The 21,156-nt window shown below is 53.9% G+C and carries 18 protein-coding genes; 4 read left to right on the top strand and 14 right to left on the bottom strand.

Going from position 1 to position 21,156, the window contains the following annotated elements; translation table 11 throughout:
* Positions 1–123: 123 nt before the first annotated feature.
* Positions 124–2,727: a bifunctional aconitate hydratase 2/2-methylisocitrate dehydratase gene (gene acnB / locus QT230_RS15395; protein ID WP_308322863.1), complete on the bottom strand. Its 2,604-nt coding sequence runs from the start codon at positions 2,725–2,727 to the stop codon at positions 124–126.
* Between the two features lie 588 nt (positions 2,728–3,315).
* Here acnB and QT230_RS15400 point away from each other — a divergent pair.
* Positions 3,316–3,966, top strand: coding sequence for a tRNA-(ms[2]io[6]A)-hydroxylase (locus QT230_RS15400; protein WP_308322897.1), 651 nt, complete (start codon positions 3,316–3,318; stop codon positions 3,964–3,966).
* A 27-nt stretch (positions 3,967–3,993) separates the two neighbouring features.
* A complete protein-coding gene (locus tag QT230_RS15405; protein WP_308322864.1) occupies positions 3,994–7,890 on the top strand; it encodes an AAA family ATPase in 3,897 nt (1,298 codons plus the stop codon).
* Between the two features lie 3 nt (positions 7,891–7,893).
* On the opposite strand, the gene QT230_RS15410 is transcribed toward QT230_RS15405, so the two are convergent.
* From QT230_RS15410 to queC, 4 genes are read right to left on the bottom strand one after another with little or no spacing between them, the layout of a single operon-like run.
* Entirely contained in the window at positions 7,894–8,151 is a 258-nt protein-coding gene (locus QT230_RS15410; protein ID WP_308322865.1) for a YkgJ family cysteine cluster protein, read from the bottom strand.
* Positions 8,148–9,017 (bottom strand): 6-carboxytetrahydropterin synthase, encoded by an 870-nt coding sequence (locus QT230_RS15415; RefSeq protein ID WP_308322866.1) that lies wholly within the window; start codon positions 9,015–9,017, stop codon positions 8,148–8,150. The genes QT230_RS15410 and QT230_RS15415 overlap by 4 nt, the downstream gene beginning before the upstream one ends.
* The gene (gene queE, locus QT230_RS15420; RefSeq protein ID WP_308322867.1) at positions 9,017–9,661 is read right to left on the bottom strand and encodes a 7-carboxy-7-deazaguanine synthase; all 645 of its coding nucleotides are present in this window, start codon (positions 9,659–9,661) and stop codon (positions 9,017–9,019) included. Before queE ends, QT230_RS15415 begins: the two co-directional genes overlap by 1 nt.
* Positions 9,661–10,374: a 7-cyano-7-deazaguanine synthase QueC gene (gene queC / locus QT230_RS15425; protein WP_308322868.1), complete on the bottom strand. Its 714-nt coding sequence runs from the start codon at positions 10,372–10,374 to the stop codon at positions 9,661–9,663. Before queC ends, queE begins: the two co-directional genes overlap by 1 nt.
* Positions 10,375–10,595: 221 nt before the next feature.
* Here queC and QT230_RS15430 point away from each other — a divergent pair, with 221 nt between their 5' ends.
* A complete protein-coding gene (locus tag QT230_RS15430; protein WP_308322870.1) occupies positions 10,596–11,021 on the top strand; it encodes an SRPBCC family protein in 426 nt (141 codons plus the stop codon).
* The gene (locus tag QT230_RS15435; RefSeq protein ID WP_308322871.1) at positions 11,022–11,687 is read left to right on the top strand and encodes a VTT domain-containing protein; all 666 of its coding nucleotides are present in this window, start codon (positions 11,022–11,024) and stop codon (positions 11,685–11,687) included. It begins immediately after the preceding gene.
* A gap of 13 nt (positions 11,688–11,700) precedes the next feature.
* Here the strand turns inward: QT230_RS15435 and QT230_RS15440 are convergent, their stop codons facing one another.
* From QT230_RS15440 to QT230_RS15480, 9 genes are all read right to left on the bottom strand, one after another.
* On the bottom strand, positions 11,701–11,940 hold the full coding sequence (locus QT230_RS15440) for a DUF2789 domain-containing protein (RefSeq protein WP_308322872.1): 240 nt from the start codon (positions 11,938–11,940) through the stop codon (positions 11,701–11,703).
* 87 nt (positions 11,941–12,027) lie between these two features.
* On the bottom strand, positions 12,028–13,098 hold the full coding sequence (locus QT230_RS15445) for an asparaginase (RefSeq protein ID WP_308322873.1): 1,071 nt from the start codon (positions 13,096–13,098) through the stop codon (positions 12,028–12,030).
* 45 nt (positions 13,099–13,143) lie between these two features.
* Positions 13,144–14,355 carry an MFS transporter gene (locus tag QT230_RS15450; RefSeq protein WP_308322874.1) on the bottom strand — a complete coding sequence of 404 codons (1,212 nt, stop codon included), beginning with the start codon at positions 14,353–14,355 and terminating at the stop codon, positions 13,144–13,146.
* Between the two features lie 25 nt (positions 14,356–14,380).
* Positions 14,381–14,884 carry a hypothetical protein gene (locus QT230_RS15455; RefSeq protein ID WP_308322875.1) on the bottom strand — a complete coding sequence of 168 codons (504 nt, stop codon included), beginning with the start codon at positions 14,882–14,884 and terminating at the stop codon, positions 14,381–14,383.
* Between the two features lie 107 nt (positions 14,885–14,991).
* Complete coding sequence (locus QT230_RS15460) at positions 14,992–16,248, bottom strand: DEAD/DEAH box helicase (protein WP_308322876.1); 1,257 nt, start codon at positions 16,246–16,248, stop codon at positions 14,992–14,994.
* A gap of 280 nt (positions 16,249–16,528) precedes the next feature.
* Positions 16,529–17,011, bottom strand: coding sequence for a helix-hairpin-helix domain-containing protein (locus tag QT230_RS15465; RefSeq protein ID WP_308322877.1), 483 nt, complete (start codon positions 17,009–17,011; stop codon positions 16,529–16,531).
* Positions 17,012–17,080: 69 nt separating this feature from the next.
* Positions 17,081–17,683: an ABC-type transport auxiliary lipoprotein family protein gene (locus tag QT230_RS15470; protein WP_308322879.1), complete on the bottom strand. Its 603-nt coding sequence runs from the start codon at positions 17,681–17,683 to the stop codon at positions 17,081–17,083.
* A gap of 64 nt (positions 17,684–17,747) precedes the next feature.
* Positions 17,748–19,478 carry an intermembrane transport protein PqiB gene (gene pqiB, locus QT230_RS15475; RefSeq protein ID WP_308322880.1) on the bottom strand — a complete coding sequence of 577 codons (1,731 nt, stop codon included), beginning with the start codon at positions 19,476–19,478 and terminating at the stop codon, positions 17,748–17,750.
* A complete protein-coding gene (locus QT230_RS15480) occupies positions 19,471–20,841 on the bottom strand; it encodes a PqiA/YebS family transporter subunit (RefSeq protein WP_374694475.1) in 1,371 nt (456 codons plus the stop codon). Before QT230_RS15480 ends, pqiB begins: the two co-directional genes overlap by 8 nt.
* Between the last annotated feature and the right edge of the window lie 315 nt (positions 20,842–21,156).

Consider the following 21,156-nt stretch of genomic DNA (forward strand, 5'->3'; position numbering starts at 1 on the left):
GCCCCGCCCTGTAGAACAGTGGCGGGGCGTTCGGTCATCGACTCAGAAGATGCGACGGGTCACATCGTCTGCGATGGTGCGAGCATCGGCGATGGGGCGGTCTCTCTCAAGTGCTTAACAAGCTTAAGCTTCCTGAGCGACCGGAATCACGTTTGAGGCGATCTTTTGATACTCCTCAATCTCGTGAAAGTTCATATAACGATAAATCTCGCCCGCCATAGCGTCAAATTCACCCATATAGCGTTGATACTCTTCAACACTGGGTAGGCGTCCTTCTACTGCGGCAACGGCCGCCAGTTCCGCAGAGGCTAGGTACACATTGGCACCGTCACCCAAGCGATTCGGGAAGTTACGTGTAGACGTAGACACCACGGTGCTCTTAGCGGCAACGCGAGCCTGGTTACCCATACACAGTGAACAACCCGGCATCTCCATGCGGGCACCGGCACGGCCGTAAATGCCGTAGTAGCCCTCTTCGGTCAGCTGATGCTGATCCATTTTCGTCGGTGGTGCCAGCCACAGCCGGGTTTTTAAACTGCCGGCAGGCTGCTTCTCAAGCAACTTGCCCGCAGCCCGAAAGTGGCCGATGTTGGTCATGCATGACCCGATAAAGACTTCGTCGATTTTCTGGCCTGCCACTTCAGACAGCAGGCGCGCATCGTCCGGGTCATTCGGCGCACACAGAACCGGCTCTTTAATTTCAGCCAGGTCAATTTCGATAACTTCGCTGTACTCGGCATCCGGGTCAGCACGCATCAGGCTGGGGTTGGCCAACCACGCTTGCATGCCTTCAATACGACGGCTAATGGTGCGCTCGTCGCCGTAACCGTTGGCCATCATCCACTTCAACAGAGTGATGTTGGACTTCAGGTATTCGGTAACGCTCTCTTCAGAGAGGGTAATGGTACAGCCTGCGGCGGATCGCTCGGCAGACGCATCAGAAAGCTCAAAAGCTTGCTCAACGGTTAAGTCTTCCAGGCCTTCAATTTCCAACACGCGCCCCGAGAAGGCGTTTTTCTTGTTGGATTTATCAACGGTCAGTAGGCCTTGCTTAATCGCGTAGAGCGGAATGGCGTGAACCAGATCGCGCAGGGTTACGCCAGGCTGGCGCTTGCCCTTAAAGCGAACCAGTACCGATTCCGGCATATCCAGCGGCATGACGCCGGTAGCAGCGGCAAAGGCAACCAGGCCCGAGCCGGCCGGGAACGAGATGCCGAGCGGAAAACGGGTGTGCGAGTCACCGCCGGTACCCACTGTGTCGGGCAGCAGCATGCGGTTCAGCCAACTGTGGATGATGCCATCGCCGGGGCGCAGCGAAACGCCGCCACGGTTCATGATGAAGTCGGGCAGCGTATGGTGGGTATCTACATCCACCGGCTTCGGGTAAGCGGCGGTATGGCAGAACGACTGCATGACCAGATCTGCCTGGAAGCCCAGGCAGGCAAGGTCTTTCAGCTCATCACGGGTCATCGGGCCAGTGGTGTCCTGTGAGCCAACGGTGGTCATCTTGGGTTCGCAGTACATACCGGGGCGAACGCCGTCCATGCCACACGCTTTGCCAACCATTTTCTGAGCTAAAGTAAACCCTTTGCCGGTATCTTTAGGTTGGTCAGATAGGCGGAAAACGTCAGAGGGCGGTAGGTCCAGGGACTCACGTGCCTTGCCGGTTAGTCCACGGCCAATGATCAGGGGAATACGGCCGCCAGCGCGTACTTCGTCCAGAATCAGCTGCGTTTTAAGCTCAAAGGTGGTGATAACGTCATCGCTATCGTGTTTGCACACTTTACCCGCGTAGGGGTAAACATCGATGACATCGCCCATGTTCAGATTGGTGACGTCCATTTCAACCGGCAAGGCGCCTGAATCTTCCATGGTATTAAAGAAGATCGGGGCAATTTTGCTGCCAAAGCAGAAGCCGCCAGCGCGCTTGTTGGGGGCGTAGGGGATATCGTCGCCGAAGAACCACAGTACAGAGTTGGTGGCTGACTTACGCGATGAGCCGGTGCCGACAACATCGCCTACGTAGACGACCGGAAAACCTTTGGCTTTAACTTCTTCGATCTGCTTAAGCGGGCCAGTGGTGCCTGGGACGACAGGCTCAATGCCGTCACGCTCGTTTTTAAGCATGGCATTGGCGTGGAGCGGGATGTCCGGGCGTGACCAGGCATCCGGCGCGGGAGACAGGTCGTCGGTATTGGTTTCGCCAGGGACTTTAAACACACTTAGGGTGATTTTTTCAGCCAGTGCAGGCTTAGACAGGAACCACTCGGCGTCTGCCCAGGACTGAATAACCTCTTTAGCAATGCTATTGCCGTTCTTGGCGCGGCTTTCCACGTCGTGGAAAGCATCAAACATCAGCAGCGTGTGCTTGAGCTGTTCACCCGCTTCACGAGCAAGCTCTTCATTATCGAGGAGCTCAACCATGGAAACAATGTTATAACCGCCCTGCATGGTGCCGAGCAGCTTAACGGCGTGAACCTTGTCGATCAGCGGAGAGCTTGCTTCGCCTTTGGCGATCGCGGTGAGAAAACCGGCTTTTACATAAGCGGCTTCGTCAACACCCGGTGGGACGCGGTTGGTGATTAAATCGAGGATGAACTCCTCTTCACCGGCTGGTGGTGTTTTCAGTAGCTCAACCAGTGAAGCTACTTGTTCGGCGGTTAGTGGTTTGGGCGGGACGCCCTCGGCGGCACGTTCCTCGACATGTTGGCGGTAAGCTTCAAGCACGTTGGGGCCCTCTCTTTGATGTTCTCATTTACTTTATGGTGACGCCCACACGTTGCACGGTGTTCGCCGCGCAGCATTACAAAGTGGAACTGGTCACATATGACATACGCTTGACAACTGCGTGTGATTGAATGACAGATATTCTACGCCAAACTGTCGACAATGTTAAGCTGGCAAGCAGAGACGGCTGTTGTACTTTATGTTGATGCCACGATTTGAACTGATCAAAAAAGCGCTTTTTATTAGCCCATTGGCTCAAAGTCGGGAAGGTTTTTTCCCTTTTGTCAGTTAACCGCCCGCTGCGGGAGGGTGATTACGGGTGTGATTATGGTTACAGCGCGTTACCATAGTCCTCACTTTATAACCATAGTGTCACGCTAGTGACCGGGGTGCCTGTATCTGCGTGTTGAACGAAAGTGTGTGGAGCATTTTTAAATGCGCAACTACATTAGTTATAGACGATGCAGACTATGAAGAACGCAATGCAACAGGGAACAAGCGTCCTGAATGCTTATATGTTGTACAATAATGAGATGTAGGCTTGGTGATGGTATTATGTTGATACAACCTGGAGTGTCACACTCCTCTATGCAAGCGAGTGCCTTGCGAACGGCTGATCACGCGGTGAAAGCGGATGATCTATTGCCGGAAAGTTTGCATCAGTTTTTGGCTTGTGCAACGCCTGACGCCTGGCTGCAGTGGGCGCTCGAAAACCCCGATACACTGCTGATTGACCATGCTCAGTGTGAAAAAAAAGCCGCTTCAACGGCGATGAGTCTGCTCTACCGCTACGTAGACCAGCCGATATTGTTGAGCAAAATGTCTCAATTAGCGCGCGAAGAGCTGCTGCATTTTGAGCAGGTGGTTGTTCTGATGGAGTCACGCGGTGTGGCCTATCAGCATTTAACAGCCTCTCGCTACGCCGAAGGGCTCAGACGCCACCTGCGCAGTAATGACCCTGAACGGCTAATTGATGTGCTAATCATAGGTGCTCTCATTGAAGCGCGTAGCTGTGAACGCTTCGCTTGCTTAATTCCTTACTTAGACGAAGAGCTCGCCAGGTTTTATCGCACCTTGGTGAAGTCTGAAGGTCGTCATTTTGAGGACTATTTGTTACTGGCGCGTCAGCAAACAGCTGACTCGATCGATGAGCGGATCGCTTTTTTTGTGGCGCGTGAAGCGGAGCTGATTACTTCGCCCGATACGGCTTTTCGTTTTCATAGCGGTGTACCAGCTTAAGCCGCTTAGCCCGGCAGGATGTTTATCATGCGCGATGCTCGTGAGAATGACCAATTAACTCTTTTTGGGCATTTTTCGCTTACTCAAGGCGAAGATGTTTTAACCCATTTTAGCTACGACAAAGTGAAGGCGTTGCTCGTTTATCTACTGCTGCATCGTCAGCCGGTTAATCGAGCCGCCTTGGCGGAGCTTTTGTGGCCTGACCAAGGGCTGTCGTCGGGTAGAACTAATTTGCGTCACGCGCTGCACTGTTTACGTCAGTCGTTAGGCGAGAGCGCTGACCAAGTGTTAAGCGTCTCACGGCAAACGATTGCCTTTCAGTTACCCGCCAATTGGCAAGTAGATCTGCATACGCTTCAGCAGTTACTTGAAGGCCCCCGCGACTTAGATACCCTTGAAGCCTTGATGGTCTGCTACCAAGGCGACCTGATCGAAGAACTACAGCTAGCAAACTGCAGTGAATTTCAGCGCTGGTTAGTGCAGGTCCGCAATGAGTGGCGTCAACGGGTTATTCGGTTTGCAGAACAGGTGCTTGAAGCGCACGCCGATGTTCCTGACCCCATCTTGGAAACCCTGGTCAGCCGCTTTTCTGGCTACGGTCCTTTTCATGAGCGTTTGGTACGCCAGTTGGCCGAACAAAATCAAATGGCCGCCGCGCACGAACAATATAATAGTTACTTGCAACTATTGGCATTGTCGGGCCAGCAGCCAGAGCCCAGCTTTTTACAGCTAGCTAGCTACTGGTCTGACGGCCATCACGACCCGCGCATGATGAGCCCTCAGGGGGCTTTTTCACGCGCGTTGGCCGCAGACAGCAAGCCGCTGCGTGAAGATGAAATTGAGCTGCGTCAGCTCTCTGTTATGGCAATACGCTTGCGCTTGAAAGGTGATTGGCAAGATCGCGCTGCGACGCGTCACTGCCTCGCTCTGCAGATTGAGTTATTGCGCTGGTTAGAGCAGCAGTGCCATCACCTGGGCGGTTTTTGGTTGCCTGGTGCCACCGGCGGTTTAGGCTTGGCCTGTTTTGGTACCCATGGCCCCGCTCATCAGCTGGCTGAATTGGTAGCGCTCTACGAGCACTGCCGCCAGGCGTTGCCTCAAGAGAGTGCGCGTCACTGGGTCGGCGAAGGCGAAGTGCCGCAATTTGAGCTGGCCGCTGGTTTGCACAGCGGCCGGGTGGTTTATTTGCCTGAGCGGCAGTTGGCCGACCCCCTGGGGCAAGTCACCCAAACGTCATTAGAACTAATGAGTGCCGCTGAGGGCAGTGAGCTGGTGATCTCACAAGAGGCTAGCCAGCACATGCCACCGGCGCTTGACCTTCAGCCTCGACTGGCGTCGCGGCTGGTTGCCAGCGATGGCCGGGTTCGCTTACGCGCCCTGGTACTGGGCCACAACGAAGGTGGCCGAGATGCGCTGCCGCCTAGCTTGGTAGGACGTGAAACCTCGCTACGCACTCTGCGTGATGCGCTAGCGCGGGCGGGCATTGGCTTGCGGCAAAGTGTCTTAGTGCGTGGGGCGTCTGGAATGGGTAAATCGGCGCTAATGGTCGGTTTTCGCCAATTTGAGCTTAGCCGCGATGCGGTTATTTGCTGGCAGCCCACCACGCGACTGTCGGTGCTAGATCCTTACGGCGTTGCTCGGACACTGATCAGTTGGTATCTCCAGCAGACGCTAACCATTGAGGCCATTCATGAGCTCCAAGCAATGTTGGAATTTGATCAGCTTGAGCCAGATCGCCAGCATTTGTTGGAAGAGGCGCTTGGCGTTCATGACGTTCAGGAGATTACTCAGCTTGCTCAAAGTGGTGAAGCTGTGGAGCTAGTGGTGATGCTTCTGCATCGCTTAATAGAACGCCAAGCCACTACTCATACGCTGGTATTGATGATTGACGATCTACAGTGGCTTGATGAACCCTCCTTTAAAGTTTTAGCAGGCCTGCAGGCGCGTTTACCGATCAATACCGCCTTTATGCTAGTGGCTAGCCACCATGGACGGGAGCTGCTGCCGGTGAAACTGCACTGGGATCAGCAAATAAGTTTAGGCAATTTAGACGCGTCGCAGTCTTCGCGGCTACTGTCTCAGTTGTCTCGCCGTTATCGTATTCATCTGAGTCCACGGCTGCGTAATCAAATTATCGAGCGCTGTGATGGTGTGCCACTGTATATGCAGGAGATCTGCCGACGCTTGGACATGGATCGCCGAGAAGGGCGCAGCGTAGAGTTCGATGAATTGCCCAAAGGACTCTTAGGTCTGTTGGCAAGTCGTATTGATCAGTTAGAAAGCGATCGCGAAATTGCCCATGTAGCGGCGGTGTTGGGTAAGCGTTTCCGGCTGGATTTTCTGCTTGAGTGCTGCGGTTGGGAAAAAGGCCGCCTCAACCAAGCGCTTGAGCATATGCGGACATTGGAAATTGTTGAGCCGGTTGAAAAAGACAGCGGTGAACACGAGTATCAATTCAGCCACCAACTGCTGCAGGAAGCGGCCTATCTCTCTTGCCCACGGGATGTACGGGTGAAGCTTCATCAGCAGGTGGTGACTTTGATTGAAGAGCGCTTCCCTGTTTGGATAAGTCGCCACCCCGGTGACTTTGCCACTCATTTACGGCGCAGCGGCCACTACGCTCGAGGTGCACGCTACTTTGAACTAGCTGCCCGGGAGGCTTTAAAAGTCAGCGCTAACCGAACGGCGCTACGTATGGCCGATTTCGGCTTGGCCAGCCTGCGCCACGTAGAGCACGAAATTGAGCGTGAAGTAAGTCTGCTGACCGTGCGTGGCCAGGCGGCGTTTTCGTTGGAGGGTCATGGTTCGCCGATCGCCCACGAAAGCTTTGTGCGCGCCCGCGAACTGCTGCGTGAATCGGGTAGCGATAGCTTGGAAGATTCCGAAGATTTAGAGCAAATATTCCTGGTTAAGTGGGGGCTCTGGGTAGGGCGTAGCCAGCGTTACGCCCATGCGGATGCTTTTGCGCTCGCTTCGACCCTCGCGGATATCGCTGGACGGCTTGAAGATCCACGCTACCGGCGTTTGGCTGACTATGCTCGCGCTAACTGCGAATATTGGGCTGGACGTATTCAGCAGGCCCATGATCATTTAGATGAAATTGATCCGCTCAATGTGCCGATGATGATCGAGTGGTTGCCGTTCTCCGATCATCCGCAAGTATCTGCTGCCTGCTTCCAGGGCTGGGCACTGTGCCTGCGGGGTGATTATCAGCGCGCCGAGCGCCAGGTTTCGGCGGCGATTCGGTTGGCGGAGAAAATTGCACATCCCGGCACTTTGGCGCTGGCGCTACTATTTGCTGCTGCACTATATCGTCAGCTTGGCCATGTCCATCTGGCTGTCCGGCACGCAGAACGTGCGGTGGCAATGACGGGTACGCCGGATTTACAGCTGTGGCAGATTGCCGCCCAAAGTATTTTGGGTTGGCAACGGGCGCTAGCGGGGGATGTAGCCGGACTAACTCAGGTGCGCGACAGCTTGGACCAAATGGCGGAGCTGAATGGACGGGATCGCTATCAACGACCGGTGCTGTGGTACTCGGATGCCTGTATTGAGCTTGGTGAGTTAAATGCTGCGGAAGACTACCTGGACCATTGTTTGGTCATTGCCCGTGAGCGTACAACGCTGTTTCTACCCGAGTTAGCCACTCAGTTGGCCAAGGTGCGCGATCTGCTAGGCCACCCTGCCAATGAAGTGAAGGCACTTGCCGAAATGGCGATCAACCAATCCCGCGAACACGGTAATCGTCACCAGGAGTTAGCAGCGCTTGAGCTATGGTTAACGCGTATTGAACCCAATGACCAGCAAGCTAAAGAGAATTTTAGGCGGTTATTAAGTGAAGTCAGCCACAGCGATGCACCGGTGCTGACCCGCTGGATCAGCCTGCTGGAGCGCCGCTTGCCGCATCCGGTTGACATTGATTGATGGCTAGCAGGTATCCTGTTCTAACCAGATTAGTGTGGCTAGCGCCTCATCACGGCGCTCCCCACACACGCTGGCGTCAAACTTAAAGCGTTCGCACACCGCTGGGCGGCTAGGGTCGCCAAATAGACGACATAAATTATGCTCATCTAACTGTGCGCAGCGGACGCCGGCTGGCTTGCCATTAGGCATTCCGGGAATAGCTGAGCTAATGGAGGGCGCGATGCAGCAAGCGCCACACCCCGCTCTACAGCCTTCACTCATGGCATAGCACTTGAGTTAGCACTTGAGTTAGCACTAAGTGGATACATGGCAATCGCCCCTTTATTGACACCCTCGAATGCTTGAATACGTGTGTCGAGCCCGTTCTGGCTGGCGACCTCTTTCGCTAACCAAGCAGCTATATTTTCGACGGTAGTGGGGCCTGGCAGGACTGAGCACAACGATTTGGGTAGGGTAATCGCAAACTCCCCCTGAGCGGCCTGATATCGACAGGTAATAGTGTCGCTATCGTGTGCTGCAATATCGGCCTCTTCAAGTAGGTAACGATTATCCAGCCATGCCGCCCACTGCTGTTCCAATAGCGGCTGACGTTCGCTGTTCTGCCAGATATACAGTCTTGACCGATGGCCGTGGGCAATGCGCTGGCAGTTGCCGGTATGCCGTTTCAAGCCGTGGCTATAACCGTAGGCTGCGCCTTCAATAGCCTCGTCGCTTAGCGTTAGAGTGACTTGATGCACGTTAGTGGGCCGCTGCTCGGTTAGCTGTTGGCTTAAATGCTCGGCGATGGTGTCCAGCGTAATGGCGTGCCAGGGGAGCAGGCTAAATGCCTCTTGAGGCCCACGTACCTCCATTGGGTAGGGTGTCGTCGTGGTAATACACAGCCCTTCAGGGCATTCAGTCACGTTGACACCCTGCGCTTTGGTAGGTACTAGCAGCGTATGATCGAGGCCGCTATCTAGCGTGCGCTTGATCCACGGTTTGACTTCACCAAAGTCGAACAGCATGCCATCTTCACCCAGCTCGCCATCGAGTACTGCGTCTACCTGCCAGCTACAGCCGACTAACCCGCGCTGGGGACACCAGAGGGAGACATCAATATGGGTCAGTTGTTGAACAAATAAGGACATTAATCAAAACCTGCTAATTTGTGCATTTGCAGCGACAAACGCCACTGGGGGTTAGCCATACAGTAAGCGGTCGCTTCAGCGACGGTGCTCTTAGCCTGGTCGAGAGGGGCAAGATCCATCGGCTGGAGAAAAAAGTGGCGAAAACCAAGGCGTGAAAACTGCTCTGGGGGAGCGCCTGACTGGGGGTAAACGAGCTTTAATTCGTCGCCTCGGGTAACCGCCAGCGGATTGCTGCCCTTGGGGCTTACACAGAGCCAGTCAATGCCAGGGGGCGGCTTCAGTGTACCGTTGGTTTCGACAGCCACCTCAAACCCATGGCTATGTAAAGTGGCAATCAACGCTGCGTCAAGCTGCAGCAAAGGCTCACCGCCGGTAAACACCACATAGGGCGTCGCATTGTCGTTCTGGCTGGGCCAGAGCGCAGCAATATGCTCGGCCAGGGCCGTGGCGGTGACAAACTTTCCGCCATTAATGCCGTTAGTGCCGATAAAATCGGTATCGCAAAAGGTGCATTTTGCCATTGGTCGATCAGCTTCGCGGCCCGACCACAGGTTGCAGCCGCTAAAGCGACAAAAAACGCTGGCTCTGCCTGCCTGAGCTCCTTCCCCCTGCAGGGTATAAAACGCTTCTTTGACCTGATACATCAGCGTTGGCCTGCTGCGTTGTCTACGCTGTAAGCCAATGGATCGGTGACCCCGTTGGCTGCAAAGGCGGCCAGCCGTTCGCGGCAACTGCCGCATACTCCGCAGGCGAGTTCACGGCCCTCATAACACGTCCAGGTCTGGGCGTAATCCAACCCCATGGCGAGGCCCTCGCGCAGAATGTCGGCCTTACTGGTGTGTAGATAGGGTGCGTGTAGCTTTACCGGTTCGAAGTTGGCGATGCCGGCTACTTGATTCATCGCTTCGACGAATTCAGGGCGACAGTCGGGATAGAGGACGTGGTCGCCGCCATGGGCGCCATAGTCAACGCGTTCTGCACCAATATTAACGGCTTTGGCAATCGCCAAAGAGAGCAGAATCATATTGCGGTTAGGCACCACGGTAGTGTGCAGATTGTCCGCGTCATAGTCACCCTGGGGCATTGCTTGGTCTGGATTGGTCAGTGCTGAATTGTCGATCAGGCCGTGAATCGCTCGGATATCGATGACTTGATGGGGCACGCTAAGTGAAGTGCAAACCTGACGTGCCGTGTCGAGTTCGCGAGCATGCCGTTGGCCATAGTCAAATGAAAGTGCGTGCACGGTAAGGCCTTCACGCAGCGCACGGTGAAGCACGGTATAAGAGTCCATTCCACCGGAGTAGATAACAACGGTCGTGGTTGCTGTGTCAGCAGCCACTGGGGGTATTGATGACATGAGAAAACACTCTTTGTCGGAGAATTTATTAATCGCGAGCAGCGGTTAGCTGGCGCGGCGTTCCGGGGTCCGGTCCGGAAGGACGGCAGTTTACGCAAAAGCCGTTAATCTGACTAGTTCTAGCGACTATTGATGTCACCATTAGCGCTTAAAAGTGCGTTGGCGGGCAGCATTAATATCAACATGCTACGCTAACCATCCACGCTGTTAGAGGGAAACCAATGGCTACCATTGAACACAGTGAAATCGTTAGCGCACCACCCGAGCGCGTATTTGAACTCTTACGCCGTATTGAAGACTTTGCTGATTACTCTGACCTAATTCGCTCTATTGATTCATTGGGAGAAAACCGCTATCGCTGGCACGTGCGTGCAGTGGGTATGGACTGGGCATTTGATGTCATGGTGACTGAAGTTCAGCCCCCCAGCGTGCTTGCTTGGGAGTCGCTAGATGGGGTTAAAAATCAGGGGCGTTACCAGCTTCGCAGAGTGCCGGAAGGTACTGAGGTGGCGTTGACTCTCAGCTATGAAATTCGCAATCGTTTAATGGAAAAGGCGGTCAATAAAGCCGCCAAACCCCTAGTGGGTAAAGTGAGCGGTCAAATCCTTGAGCGTGTAGAGGCACGTTTAAATGATAAGCACGCTTGAATGAACGGCTCACCAAAGTATCCTTGGCGCTGGGCGTTCGGTTTTGCATGTCTCGCTATGCTGGCCTACCTGTGGCTTTGGTATTCGCCAGATTTGATGGCGGCTAAACAGTGGGCTGCCCAAACGACGCATCATCCTGTAGTGATTATAGGGGTGATGGTAATTATGGCCGTTACAATGGCGATAGGATTGCCCGGCAGTATTGGGCTATGGCTTATTGCGCCTTTTTATCCCCCGCTGATCGCTACGGTAATGCTGACACTAAGCAGCGTGGTAGGGGCGTTGGGGGCTTATCAATTAGCAGCGCGAGCAGGCCAGCGTTGGAACCCTAAAGGACTGACGTTGAAAGTCATGCAGATGTTGGAACAACGCAGTGATTTAATGACACAGTGCGCACTGCGGATATTGCCTGGCTTTCCCCACTCAGTTATCAATTTCGCTGCAGGTTTGCGCAGTATCTCCCTCAGAACGTACCTTTTGGCAGCGGCGCTTGGTTTATCGATAAAGTGGGGCGTCTATAGTAGTGCGATTTATGGCACCTTAGAGGCTATCGAAGAGGAGAATGCTCTGCAGTTTGATGTTGTGCTACCGCTGATAGCCTTAGCGGGGTTGCTGCTGGCAGGTGCTTGGTATAGGCGCCGCGTAGAAGCGGCTCGAGATGCATGAAGAGCAGCTAATTCTAGTGAGGCTTATGCATTGAGGCATCAAGGTGATCGACCACCTCTGCCCAATCGGCGTCTTCATCTACAGCTTCTTTTAGAAACTCGGCCTGCCCTTCGTTCCAGCAAGGAGCTTCAGCCAGCGGCATTGTTTCAGGTAGCGGAGCGTTACGCTGTATGAAGCGCTCAATGGAATCTGCATCAGAAGCCAGCCCCAACTGCTCGAATAGTTCGCTAAAATGGTGTACCGGTTGTTGCATAATCTGGTGCTCCTTCAAACTGTTAGGTTGTCCCCTATACCATAGCCTGAATTTGAGCTTCCGCCAGCTCTCAAGTACCTCGATGGGTTAACGCTCACCCACAAGCGAGGTTAAAAAGCGTCGGCGCTGATCCTCTAAAGAGATCGGCTGAGCGAGCAAATGGGTTAATTTGGTGAAGGCTGCCTCGGGCGTCATGCCATCGCCGGCTAAAATGCCTGCATCGCTGAGTCCATGGCCTGCTGCATAAGCGCCCAGTTGAACGCTTCCCTGCGGGCACTGGCTTATGGCGGCAAGCAATTTGCCTTCGCCGCTGGCTTTAGCCAACACTGCCAGCAAGCCAGGATCATCGGGTATGTTGCCAGCACCCCAGAGCTGCAGAAGGGCTCCTTTAACACGCGAATCAACCAGCCAAGCTTCCAACTGCCAAGCCGATATCCCCGGCCACAGAGCTATGCGTACCACCTCGCCTTGATTAACTAGGCGGTAGTCGGGTAGCTCAAAACGGGGAGCGCCGCGCTGTTGCAGGCCAAGCCCTAGGCTCGGGTAATAAATAAAATCGTCACCTACTCGCTCGCCGAGGAGGGGGTAGTTGGGGCTAGCAAAAGCATCGGGTGCTTCGCTGTGCTGTTTAATGGTTCGTGCACCTCGCAGCAGCTGTCCGGCGAAGTAGATTGTCACCTCTTGCAACGCTGGCTGGGCAGCAAACTGTAATGCACCGTACAAATTTTCTAAGGCGTCACTTGCGGCGGCTTCTAATGGACGCATAGAGCCTGTTAAGACCACCGGTCGATCTAATCCCTGCAATTGATAGGCTAAGCTGGCAGCGGTCCAACTAAGAGTGTCCGTACCATGAATAATCACAAAGCCAGTGTAGGCGGTTAGTTGGTCATGAATGTCGAGGGCGAGCTGGTGCCAGCTAAGCGGTGTAGCAGCGCTTGAATCTATTAGCGTGGCATAGCTAATAACCTCATAAGTCGGAAGGGCTTGCTGTTGGGCAAGCGGTAACTGATTAAAGGCAGTGGCCATGCGGGTAGCAAAGTCACCGCTCGGCGCCAAACCATGGGCGTGCTGCTGCATGCCGATCGTCCCTCCCGTATAAATAACCAGAATACGATTTTCACCGGGCGGCGTTTCAGTTAAAGGAGAGTGGATGCTCATGGCCTTTTCCTGGATAGTCAGTAAATGCGATTCAGTAAATGCGATTCAGGGAGTACGGGTAACATGCTCTACCAAAAGTCCGCCACTTTGGTCATCCAGGCGTCGATTGCGTCCAGCCATTAACGCAAAGCCACAGCAAACTGAGATCAGTAAAATTAACAGCCAGGCAATATGTGAGGTGCTGGCGCCTGATTGAAGCATAACCCCCACACCAAATGGCCCGAGCGCTGCCAGTGTATAGCCACCGCCTTGGACAAGCCCTGAGAGCTGGCCAGCAAGGCGAGAGTTGGCCGTGCGTAAAACTAACAGGCTTAGTGCTAGGCTGAAGCTGCCCCCCTGGCCGATACCCAGCAGGGCGGCGCCTGGCCATTTCCAGACCAGTGGCGCTATCAGCAGCATCCAAAGCCCCATGGCGGTGCTTAAGAGCACCAATAGTAATGCGGGGCGCTGGTCTTTTCCCATGCGGGCGAGCCAGGGAGCGCTCAGCGCGGAGGCCAACTGACACATGATGGAAACCGCCATGGTCCAGCCCGCATCGGCCTCGTTATAGCCGCGGTCGACTAGTAGCGTTGGCAGCCAGCCAAAGACGATATATGCCATTGAAGATTGAATGCCCATGAACAGCATGACCTGCCAGGTAAGCGGCTGTTTAAGCAAGCGTAAAATGCCGCTTTTAGACGGGGCGGGTTTGTTTGAGAGAGCCGCGCGAGGCATCTGTAAGTGCCACAGTACCAGCGCGAATAGCGCCAGTAATGACCAACTCATCAAGCTTGCCTGCCAACTACCAAGCAGTTGGGTGAGTGGTACGCTAAACCCAGCCCCCAGGGCCCCCCCTAAACAGAGCGCCATGGTGTAAAGCCCGGTAAGCAAGTCAGCGCTTTCAGGAAGTTCACGTTTGACCAAGGCAGGCAGCAGTGTGCCGCCAATGCCAATCGCGCAGCCCGCCATGGCTGAGCCGACAAATAGCACGCTAGGGAGTGGAAGGCCTCGCAAAATAAGCCCTGCAGCAAGCAGTATCAGCGCCATGCTTAGCGCTCTTTCGCTACCGATGCGTTTTGCAAGCGCAGGGGCAAGCGGCGCGGAGAGGCCCAAAAACAGCACGGGAAGCGTGGTGAGCAGACCCGCGGCGCTAGCTGAAAGCCCTGCGCTTTCCTGTAGGCGAGTTAGTAAAGGGGCCACCGAAGACATGGCGGGGCGCAGATTTAGCCCCACCACAACCATTAGCAAAATAAACGTACTCGAACGACGCGATGCCATATATATGCTTACTTAATACCAACGCTTACTTTAGGTGCGGGCGCAAGTCTCCGCGAACGGCATCAAGTAGCGTAATGAAGTGGTAATCCTGTGGGGTGTCCAAGCAATCAACTCTAACGTTAGTGCGCATCCCTTTATCCATATTCAACTGGTCGAATATTTCTAACGTTAGCTTACGTGCAGGCTTATCACCTGGCGCCAAGATGCCATCTTCCAGAGTAAAGGTTTCAAGCAGGGTAACCCGTAAACGGGTGCTATTACCTTCACTAAGCACGCGGCGAACAAACAGCCAGCCTTCGCAGGGCAGGGCGTGATTGTCGTCGCGTTGGCGCAAGAACAGCGTGCGGTAGCAAGCGCCTTCAACAGACGCTTTTTCAGCCATGCTGCGATAAGCCTGAACCACTTGATTAGCCGAGGCGCGGGCATCTTCTAATCGCTGCACAATCCCTTGATGTTCGCGGCTGAGCTGCTCTTGACGTTGAAACGTCAGCCATTGGCGGTACTCGGCCATAAGTTGGGAAGACGCCATAGTCACTCCATGAAAAATTGTTCATGCCTAAAGGCTAAAAGTAGATGCTGAAAACAGCTGCTTGGAATATGCAAAGGCGACACCTTCGCATATTCCTGGTCTGGGAGCTAGCGGCGGGCGCTTCGTTTACGTTCGCCACCCGTATTGGCACTCTGGCCTTCGGGTTTACGTCTAGCACGTGGCTGGCGCTGGTTGCGTCGACCATTTTCGATAGGCTCAGGCTTAATGCTGGGATCAGGCTCAAAACCGGGCACTATATGCTTTGGCAGTGTCTGTTTAATCAGTCGCTCGATATTGCCGAGCAGAGCATGTTCGTCGACACACACTAGCGAGACTGCCTCGCCGTTGCTACCAGCGCGCCCTGTGCGCCCTATGCGGTGGACATAATCTTCGGCGACGTTGGGTAGATCAAAATTGACTACATGAGGTAACTCATTGATATCGAGGCCTCGGGCCGCGATGTCGGTCGCTACCAGCACCTGTAGGTCACCGCTCTTAAACGCCGTTAACGCGCGAGTGCGTGCTCCCTGGCTTTTATTGCCATGGATAGCCATGGCGGGGATGTCTTGCTTAGAGAGCTGTTCGGCTAGCCGATTAGCACCATGCTTAGTGCGGGTGAACACCAGCACTTGAAACCAACCATTCTGTTGGATTAAGTGGGCCAGCAGTTCGCGCTTTTTCTCACGATCTACCCGGTAAATCGCCTGCTCGATTTTCTCTGCCGTCGCGTTACGCGGCGCCACTTCAATCATGGCGGGGTTATCAAGCAGCTGTTGAGCCAGGGTTTGAATCTCATTAGAGAACGTAGCTGAGAACAGCAGGTTCTGGCGCTTTTTAGGTACTAAGCGCAGCAGGCGCTTAATATCGTGAATGAAGCCCATGTCCAGCATACGGTCAGCTTCATCCAACACTAGGATTTCAACTGCGGAGAGATCGACATGTCCTTGTTGGTGAAGATCCAACAGGCGGCCTGGGGTGGCCACAAGCACATCTAGGCCGGCTTTTAGCGCGTCGATCTGGGGCTGCTGACCCACGCCGCCAAAGATGATGTGAGAGCGCAGCGCAAGATGCTGGCCGTATGTCGAAACACTTTCGCCCACCTGAGCGGCAAGCTCGCGGGTAGGGGTTAGCACCAGCGCACGCACCTGACGTTTTGCAGGACGTTTGCCCGTGCTTAGGCGCTGTAGCATTGGCAGCGTAAAGCCAGCGGTTTTGCCAGTGCCGGTTTGGGCGCTAGCTAACATATCACGACCTTCTAACACGACAGGGATGGCCTGTCGTTGAATCGGGGTAGGTTCGGTATAACCTTGCGCTGTGACAGCGCGTAACAAATCGGCGTGCAGGCCAAGTTCAGAAAAGCTCATGCGTTCTCCGCAGTCACCTAGTGATTCAGTACCAGTAAGTAGTTGTTGCCACTAGATATAATGTTCAAAAAGCGAGGTTGATTCATCTTCGCGGCGGCGAAGTGTGCCAGATATCCAAGCGTGCCGCGATGGTCGTTGATTAGCCGTGGTTGACGTGACAGCTACAGCTCGAAGAGCGCTGAAATCTGGTGCGCGTGGACACACCAGAGACTTTCATGTCAGTAATAAGCTGAATAGTGTAACACGATTATGGCTTGGCAGCTTGTTAAGCTGTCACGTGTCAGTGTGGGTGATGGGCATGCAAAGGGATTAGCCTAGCCAGTGTTGCTGGTGACAGTTCGAGCTTGGCTAATGCTTCTGGCGTTAATGCAAAAAACTGTTCTGGGGTATGAATGCCTTGTTGAAAAAGTTGTTGTGCCGTTGCCGGCCCAATGCCGTCCAGGGCCAGCAGCCGGCGAGCAAATATTGAAATAAAGCGGTTGGTTTGCTGTTCGCCTAACTGAGCGCTTTCAGCTAGATAGTAGTCCCCAGCGCGCAAGGTAATGAATTGCTCGATTCGCTCAAGCGCGGCGAGGGTAGAGGCATCTAGGGAGTGAGCGACTAATTGATCAAGTAGCGTATTATGGCTAATCAGAGCAGTTTCGAGGGCTGCTAACGTTGTTTCGCCCTCGAGCAGCGTGGTTACTGTTTGCATCAGGGCACTGACCCCGTCGCGTAGTTGCTCAACAGGTAATACGGATGTTTGGTTGGCTTCGTCTGTCATGTGGACATCCCTGTGAGGGGTTAGCATTTAGCCAAGTGCAGAAAATTGGTTTTAAGCAAGCGCTACTAACTAGTCGAAATAATTGCCCTGGCGTATTTGGCTGGCGATAAGTTCGGCGGCCCGTTCCCAGCTAGTGCCCAATGCGCGTACCAGCGCCGGGTAACCATCTTCTTCAAGCGTAGTTTCCACATGGAAATTTTCCATAGCGAGCAGTTCACTCTCATCGTCCAGTAATTGCCACTGACCACTGGCAACGGCGACGCCGTCAAAACGGCCCTGAAACTGGTCAACGTCAAGGCGCAGTGTCAACGCATTGGGTTGGTCGCCCTCCGCGCGGATAACTCTTAGCGTGGGTAGCGCTTGCGAGAGGTTGGAGCGCATTTCACGCTCTAGCTGCCGGTTCAATCCTTCTGCCCACTGGTGTTCACGAGCGGCGTTCAAGGTAATGTCGTCGAGCTGCATAACGATGCCATCAACATCCAGGTAATGCGCAAGCCGAGGGGCACTCAGTTGGAGGGTGCCCTCTGGTTGGCGGGGTGTGCTGGCTGACTGGTCGCTCGGCAGCATGTAGCGCGCGGGCGGCGTAACGCTGCTGGCGCAGGCAGATACCAGCAAACAGAGTATCAGCAGCAGTAGATACTTTATCTGAATCAGCTTATTTCTTAGTTTCATCTAGCTTCTCCCTCTCAACAAGCTTGTCCCTTTGAACCTTGTCTTTTTAAACATAGTGCGTCCCTTAATCACGCGGGGCGCGCGGAATGGGGTCTTGGGCATCCAGGTTATCAAATAGCAGCGCTCTAGGGTTGTCGTTTAACGTGCGAGTCAGTGGCTGAAGGTCGCGCATTAAACGATCCAAACGTTCAATCGCCGCAGTTAGGTCTTGGTACGCGGGTGATGAGGGAGATAGCCCTTGCAGTGTGCTCCGCATCTCCTCAAGAGTCGCGTTCAGGTTGCCGCCAACGGCCTGCGTCTCTGGGTCATTGAGTAACTGATTGATCGAGGCGCTCACGTCACGAACTTCATGTAGCACGCCTTCAGAAGCTTGGAGATTACGATCCAATCTGGTCAGCAGCGGTTCTACTTCCAACGCATTTAGCTTATCGAGTAAGTCGGTAACCTGTGCCTGTATCTGCGCAAAGCCGCCCGCCACCGTTGGGAATACGGTGCGGTCAGAAAACTGCTCTGCAACGTACTGTTCATCAAGGTCACGCTGAAAATTTAAGTCGACAAATAGAGCGCCGGTTAGCAGACTGCCACTTTTGAGCGAGGCGCGCAGCCCTAGGCTGAACATACGCTCAAAACGCTCTTCCCACTCGTCTAAATTAATATCATTATTTTCAATTCCTAAACGCTGGGGCTCAATTCTTATCAGCACTGGAATCGCGAAGCGTGCGCGAGAGTCGGGTTGGGGAGCGGTAAATCGCCAAGGTACGGCAGCCACAGTACCCATTCGCACACCACGAAACTCTACTGGCGCTCCTTTGGAAAGGCCACGTACGGTTTCATCCACTAGCAGCACATACTCTAGATAGCGATTAAACGTTCCTTCTCGGGCGGCGTCTTCATCGGCATACAAGGTAAAGTGCGTATTGGCTTCAACAGGTTGGCCCATGGGCAGCTCTTCGGGCACGCCAAAGGTTACGCCGCCGCCAAGAAGCGCCTCTATGGATTCTACGTTAATCCTCACGCCATCAGCGCCTATACGAAAATCGACGCCGCTGGAGGACCAGAAGCGTGTGCTATCGGTGACTAGGTTGGTATAAGGCTCTTCAATAAATACTTGGTGCTGCATGGTGCGTGATTGAGGCTCAAAGCTGTTCTCCTCGATACGCCCAACGGTGTAACCCTGATACGAGACCGGGTCTCCTACACGCAGTGAATTACCTAACTGACTGGTTAAGCTAAGCCGCAGCCCGGCTTGGCCAGCCGGCGCCACTGGGGGGGTATCGCTGACGGGGAATTCTCGGCGCGGCGCCTCTTCAGTCCCAGGCTCTAGCTGAATATAGGCACCTGATAATACCGTGCCCAAGCCGCTGATCCCTTCCCGACCAATGCGTGGTTTCACCACCCAGAAGCGGCTGTCTTCACGCAACATATCCTCTACTTCTGGTTGAATACGCGCGGTCATCACGGCGTGGGAGAGATCGTCTGACAAGCGCACGCTTTGCACCCGGCCAATCTCAACATTACGGCTGCGAATCAGCGTGTTGCCTGCCTCAATGCCTTCGGCGCTGTCCATGGTAAGCGTCACCAGGGTGCCGCGGCTTGAGTAGTTGTCGTAAACCAGCCATAAGCCAATGGCGATAGCGACAATGGGCACTACCCAAATAGGCGAGAGGCGTGTCTGGCGCGATGTTTTGGCCTTATTTAGATCCGCCTCAGTAGCCGAATCGGTACTTGCCTGATCCTTGCTCTTTTGGTTTGTGCTGTTTTGATTGTCGCTGGGCGGTGTAGTTTCATTAGCCATCAACAGGTTCCTTGGTGGCCGTTTTACGGCGAAGAAGAGAGAGACGAGAAGAGTTTCGTTGCGGGAGGGGCGTGTCCCAAATTAAGCGCGGGTCAAATGTCATCGCCGCCAGCATGGTTAACACCACTACGGAGCCGAAAGCGAGGGCTGCAGGTCCTGGGGTAATTGACATCAATGAGCCTGCGCGAATCAAGGCTACTAAAATAGCCACCACAAAGACATCCACCATTGACCAGCGGCCAATGAATTCTGTTAATCGATAAAGTCGGGTACGGGTATTAGCGTTGAGTGCATCACTGCGTTTAACCACCAGACAAAGCCATGTTAACGCCACTAATTTCCCCACTGGAACAATGACGCTGGCAATAAATATGACGGCCGCGATGGGCCATGACCCCATTTGAATCAATTGAACCACACCGCCGATAATGGTTGAGGGCGATGAATTGCCAAGGCTGGTGGTCGTCATAATAGGGTATACGTTGGCAGGGATATACATAGTCGCCGAGGCGCCAAGAAGTGCCCAAGTACGTTGCAAGCTGTGTGGTAAGCGTTGGTGAAGCTTTTCGTGACAGCGCGTGCAGTGGCTTCGCCCTCGAGGTGATAGGCGATTAATCAGCCCACAGGTAGGACATCCGGTTAGACCTTGAACAGCAGCAGTGGCCCCCGTTTCTGTTCCTTCCGGGGCGAGTGGCTCCCCTTCCAACGAGAACCACATCCAGTCGGCATCAATGGATTGTGTTGTCATCAGCAAAAGTAGCGCAAATGCGCAAAATGCCCAGAACGATATACCTAGCTGAACATCGGCGAGGCCAGCAATTTTTATTAGGCTCACCAAGGCGCCGATAATAAACACGTCAGCCATCATCCAGGGTGTTAAGTACGATAGCGAGCGGGCTATGTCTCGGCTAAAGGGTAGGGGGTGGTCGCGTAATAGCCCAAACTGAAGCCACACTATGCCCAGTAGATACACCGCTGGCAGCACGACGATTGTCATTATAACGGCGATCGCGACCACCGGTTGGTGAAAGCCTATCAGCGTCGTCGCGGTCTGAGTCAGCTCAATGCGGTTGCTCACACCACTGACCGTGAAACTGATAAATGGAAATGAGACTGCCACTATTAAAGCGATAAGCGACGCGATTGCCAAAGCCATGCTGCGTTGCGCTGGGTAACGGTGACGTTTGACTAAAACATGTGAACAGCGTGGGCAGCTTGCCTTTTCGCCTGAGTTTAACGGTGGCAACGCTGATACCCAGTCACATTCATGACAGGCACGCAAGCGCCGCCGCTGAGTTCTGGCCTCTGGTGGCGATTGGTCAACGAGTGGTGTGTTGACCGATAATGTGCGGCGTTTTATCAATCGTTGTTGGGGCAAAAACAAAACTCTCAGTGCGAATTCCCAGTAAAACTACTAGGATGTGGCGAATTAAGCTGTTGAACACGCGCTTTAACAAACCTATGTTGCTGAAATAATAATTAAAAATATAGCATAGGCGCTTGACCAATGGGTCTGTTTAGACAACGATGCGGCAGCACAATGAAAGCTGTCAGAGACGGCTCGATATGTTGCTAAACAGATGACGAGCCGAGTACAGCAATATAGTAGCTATCATCGTCTAGTAATAGCATCTTACAACAGCTCTTAATAAGTGATACCAAGGATAAGACCTGTTAA

Origin of the sequence: Halomonas sp. SpR8 (genome assembly GCF_031010195.1) — a bacterium.
Classification (GTDB): Bacteria; Pseudomonadota; Gammaproteobacteria; order Pseudomonadales; family Halomonadaceae; genus Vreelandella.

Bases quoted from the DNA above. Each gene is read 5' to 3' on its own strand.
- QT230_RS15400 (WP_308322897.1), top strand. From the start codon at position 3,316: ATGCAAGCGAGTGCCTTGCGAACGGCTGATCACGCGGTGAAAGCGGAT.
- QT230_RS15405 (WP_308322864.1), top strand. From the start codon at position 3,994: ATGCGCGATGCTCGTGAGAATGACCAATTAACTCTTTTTGGGCATTTT.
- QT230_RS15410 (WP_308322865.1), bottom strand. From the start codon at position 8,151: ATGAGTGAAGGCTGTAGAGCGGGGTGTGGCGCTTGCTGCATCGCGCCC.
- QT230_RS15415 (WP_308322866.1), bottom strand. From the start codon at position 9,017: ATGTCCTTATTTGTTCAACAACTGACCCATATTGATGTCTCCCTCTGG.
- queE (WP_308322867.1), bottom strand. From the start codon at position 9,661: ATGTATCAGGTCAAAGAAGCGTTTTATACCCTGCAGGGGGAAGGAGCT.
- queC (WP_308322868.1), bottom strand. From the start codon at position 10,374: ATGTCATCAATACCCCCAGTGGCTGCTGACACAGCAACCACGACCGTT.
- QT230_RS15430 (WP_308322870.1), top strand. From the start codon at position 10,596: ATGGCTACCATTGAACACAGTGAAATCGTTAGCGCACCACCCGAGCGC.
- QT230_RS15435 (WP_308322871.1), top strand. From the start codon at position 11,022: ATGAACGGCTCACCAAAGTATCCTTGGCGCTGGGCGTTCGGTTTTGCA.
- QT230_RS15440 (WP_308322872.1), bottom strand. From the start codon at position 11,940: ATGCAACAACCGGTACACCATTTTAGCGAACTATTCGAGCAGTTGGGG.
- QT230_RS15445 (WP_308322873.1), bottom strand. From the start codon at position 13,098: ATGAGCATCCACTCTCCTTTAACTGAAACGCCGCCCGGTGAAAATCGT.
- QT230_RS15450 (WP_308322874.1), bottom strand. From the start codon at position 14,355: ATGGCATCGCGTCGTTCGAGTACGTTTATTTTGCTAATGGTTGTGGTG.
- QT230_RS15455 (WP_308322875.1), bottom strand. From the start codon at position 14,884: ATGGCGTCTTCCCAACTTATGGCCGAGTACCGCCAATGGCTGACGTTT.
- QT230_RS15460 (WP_308322876.1), bottom strand. From the start codon at position 16,248: ATGAGCTTTTCTGAACTTGGCCTGCACGCCGATTTGTTACGCGCTGTC.
- QT230_RS15465 (WP_308322877.1), bottom strand. From the start codon at position 17,011: ATGACAGACGAAGCCAACCAAACATCCGTATTACCTGTTGAGCAACTA.
- QT230_RS15470 (WP_308322879.1), bottom strand. From the start codon at position 17,683: ATGAAACTAAGAAATAAGCTGATTCAGATAAAGTATCTACTGCTGCTG.
- pqiB (WP_308322880.1), bottom strand. From the start codon at position 19,478: ATGGCTAATGAAACTACACCGCCCAGCGACAATCAAAACAGCACAAAC.